The sequence below is a fragment of the Alistipes sp. CAG:29 genome (assembly GCF_000435435.1).
Taxonomy (GTDB): domain Bacteria; phylum Bacteroidota; class Bacteroidia; order Bacteroidales; family Rikenellaceae; genus Alistipes; species Alistipes onderdonkii.
Window position 1 is genome coordinate 1 of record NZ_FR893497.1, and the last position, 3,517, is coordinate 3,517.

Consider the following 3,517-nt stretch of genomic DNA (forward strand, 5'->3'; position numbering starts at 1 on the left):
CCCCCCGCCACGAGGCGGGCGACGCCTATAACGGCGCCTGCTCGCAGAGCGTGGAATTCGTCTCGGGGACGGGAACCGTCGGCATCGCCAATGCCGGACTGAACCGCTGGGGCATTGCCGTGCGCAAGGGGCAGACGTTCGAAGGGCGCCTCTACCTGCGCGGGTCGGGCGATGTGGTCGTGGCGTTGCAGAGTGCCGACGGCACGAAGGAATATGCCTCGCAGCGTATCACGGGCATCGGTGCGGCCTGGAAGAAATTTCCGTTCGAACTGACTGCCGCCGCCGCGGACGGGGATGCCCGCTTCGCCCTCTACCTCGACCGCCCCGGCAGGGTGCAGGCCGATCAGGTGACGCTGATGTCCACGGGCGAAGACCGCTTCCGCGGCCTGCCGCTGCGGGGTGACATCGGGCAGGCGATGGTCGACCAGGGGTTGACCTTCCTGCGTTACGGCGGTACGATGATCAACATTCCGGGCTACCGCTTCAAGAAGATGATCGGCGACCGCGACAAGCGGCCGCCCTACCACGGCCACTGGTACCGCTGGTCGACCAACGGCTTCGGCATCGAGGATTTCCTGCAATTCTGCGAGAAGGCGGGCTTCACGGCGGCCTTTGCGGTCAATATCGAAGAGACGCCCCAGGATATGGCCGACATGATCGAGTACCTGAACGGCCCGGTGACGTCGGAGTGGGGGCGCCGGCGTGCCGAGAACGGCCACCCCGAGCCTTACGGCGTGAAATATATCGGCATCGGCAACGAGGAGGTGCTCTTCAACGGCGACCGTGCCGACGAATACGACCACTATGTCGAGCGCTTCAACCTGCTGCACGACGCCATCAAGGGCAAAGACCCGTCGGTGAAACTGATCTCCACGGCGTGGTGGCGTGCCGATTCGCCGAGCATGGAACGGACGTTCCGTGCCTTGGATGGCAAAGCCGACTATTGGGACTACCACCCGTGGGCCGACCAGCTCGCCAGCGGCCGGGAGGTCGAGGCCGAACTGCGCCGTATGCGCGAGCTGTTCCTCAGGTGGAACCCCTCCACCACGATGAAATGCGTCATCTTCGAGGAGAACGGCAACCGCCACGACATGCAGCGCGTGCTGGGACACGTCACGCTTCAGAACGCCGTGCGCCGCATGGGCGACTTCGTGCTGACCTCCTGCGCGGCCAATGCCCTGCAACCCTACCGGCAAAACGACAACGGCTGGGATCAGGGGCAGGTTTTCTTCACCCCGTCCCAGGTGTGGGGGATGCCCCCCTATTATGCGCAGCAGATGGCTGCGGCACACCACCGTCCCCTGACGGTTGGCTGCGGGGTCGAGGGCGCCGACGGGGTGCTCGACGTGACGGCAACCCGCAGCCGCGAGGCGGGGAGCGTCGTGCTCCACATCGCCAATACGGGTGCCGAGCCGCTGCGTGTGGGCCTGCGCGTGGACGGGATGGGGAAGGTTTCCCAAGCCCGCATGGTTTCGCTCTCGGGCGACCTCGACGCGGTGAACACCCCCGAAGAGCCGCGCCGCATCGCCCCCGTCGGGCGGGAACTGCCGGCCCGGGCTGCGCAGACTGTCGACATAGCGCCCTACTCCTATACGATCGTGGTGCTGGATGAATAACCCTGAAAAACCGAAGACTATGAATCTGAAAAGAATCATGCTGGCGGCGCTCGTGGCCGCCGTGCTGATCCCCGGCGGGCTTTGGGCGCGCGGGAAAACGGGCAATGCCCGAATCAAGGTCGACATCGAACGCCAAAAGGGCGAAATCGACCGGAATATCTACGGCAACTTCGTCGAGCACCTCGGCCGCTGCATCTACGGCGGGCTTTACGAGCCCGGATCGCCCCTTTCGGACGAGAAGGGCTACCGCCGGGACGTGCTCGAAGCGACGCGGGCGCTTCGCACATCGCTGGTGCGCTGGCCGGGCGGCAACTTCGTCTCGGGCTACCACTGGGAGGACGGCATCGGCCCGCAGGCCGGACGCCCGACGCGCATCGACCTGGCATGGGGCTTCCGCGAGAGCAACGCGTTCGGCACCGATGAGTTCGTCGAGTGGTGCCGCCGTGCCGCGACCGAGCCCTATTTCTGCGTGAACCTCGGCACGGGGACGATGGACGAAGCCCGCAACTGGGTCGAGTACTGCAATGTCGAGAAAGGTACCTACTGGTCCGACCTGCGCCGTCGTAACGGCTACGAGAAACCCCACAAAGTGAAATACTGGGCCCTGGGCAACGAGATGGACGGCCAGTGGCAGATGGGGCACAAGAACGCCGAGGATTACGGCAAGTTCGCCCTCGAGACGGCCAAGCTGATGAAGTGGATCGACCGGGACATCAAACTCGTCGTGGCCGGGTCGAGCGACTACAACGGCAACTGGATCGACTGGAACCGTACCGTGCTGGAGTACCTGAAGAATCACGCCGACTACATCGCCCTGCACAACTACGTCGAGAACCGGAGCAACGATTATTACAAGTTCATGGCCACGACGCGCTTCGCCGAGAAGGCTATCCGCATCACCGAGGGACTGATCGCCGAGGCGATGACCAAGGCCGAACGCAAGGATCCGATCTACATCGCCTTCGACGAGTACAACGTATGGTACCGCGCCAGGGGCGAGGAGGGCAACGAGGAGGTCTACAACCTCGAAGATGCGCTGGTGGTATCGACTTTCCTCAACATCTTCGTCCGCAACGCTCATGTGGTCAAGATGGCCAACATGGCGCAGCTGGTCAACGTCATCGCCCCGATCTTCTCCACCAAGGAGGGTTCGTGGTACCAGACGATCTTCTACCCGTTGCAGCTCTTCGCCACGCATTGCCACGGCACGTCGCTCGACACCTTCGTCGACTGTGACACCTATGCGCTGGGCGGGGAGCGGATCCCTTACCTCGACGTATCGGCGGCCTATGACAGCGAGGCCGGCGAAGTGGTCGTGAACGTCACCAACCGCCACCGGGAGCAGGCCATCACGACCGACATCCTCTGCCAGACAGGACGTTTCGGCGGCAAGGCGACGGTATACGAGGTCAACGGCCCCGACATCAAGGCCGAGAACTCGATGACCCGTCAGGCCGTGAAAACCGTGACCAAAGAGGCACAGGCGCGGGGCGACCGGTTCACCTATGCCTTCCCGGCGCACTCGTTCACGCTGATCCGCATCCCCGTCGTAACCGACTGACAGCACCCTGTCCGGCGGCAGGCGCCGTCGGCCCCGGGCGGGGGCTCCCGAACCGAATAAAATGAAACAGAACTTATTAATCGTATTTTTTATGGCAGGAATGCTTTCCGGATGCGGCTCCGAGCGGCATTCGCAGGTCTCGCGTGCCGCCTTCCGCTCCACGGTGGACGGCAAGGCGACCGACCTTTACACGTTGAGGAATGCCCGCGGGCTGGAGATGACGGTGACCAATTTCGGCGGCCGCGTCGTCGAATTGTGGGTGCCCGACCGCGACGGCAATTTCGCGGACATCGTGCTGGGGCACGACAATCTCGGCGCTTACGTCGATCAAACCGGAGAG

2 protein-coding genes and 1 pseudogene are annotated in these 3,517 nt (G+C 63.7%); all 3 read left to right on the plus strand.

The genetic code is table 11. The features are described 5' to 3' along the window. Nucleotides 1-1,616: alpha-L-arabinofuranosidase C-terminal domain-containing protein (locus tag QVP03_RS11540; RefSeq protein WP_288210792.1), on the plus strand; the 1,616-nt coding region annotated here is incomplete at its 5' end. Between the two features lie 19 nt (nt 1,617-1,635). After that, nucleotides 1,636-3,177, plus strand: a complete 1,542-nt coding sequence (locus QVP03_RS11545; RefSeq protein ID WP_022333570.1) for an alpha-N-arabinofuranosidase — start codon at nt 1,636-1,638, stop codon at nt 3,175-3,177. A gap of 100 nt (nt 3,178-3,277) precedes the next feature. After that, a pseudogene (locus QVP03_RS11550) lies at nt 3,278-3,517 on the plus strand (galactose-1-epimerase); the annotation flags it as partial.

What these genes read in the sequence shown, in the direction of transcription:
- QVP03_RS11545 (WP_022333570.1), top strand. Translation starts at nt 1,636, where the DNA reads ATGAATCTGAAAAGAATCATGCTGGCGGCGCTCGTGGCCGCCGTGCTG.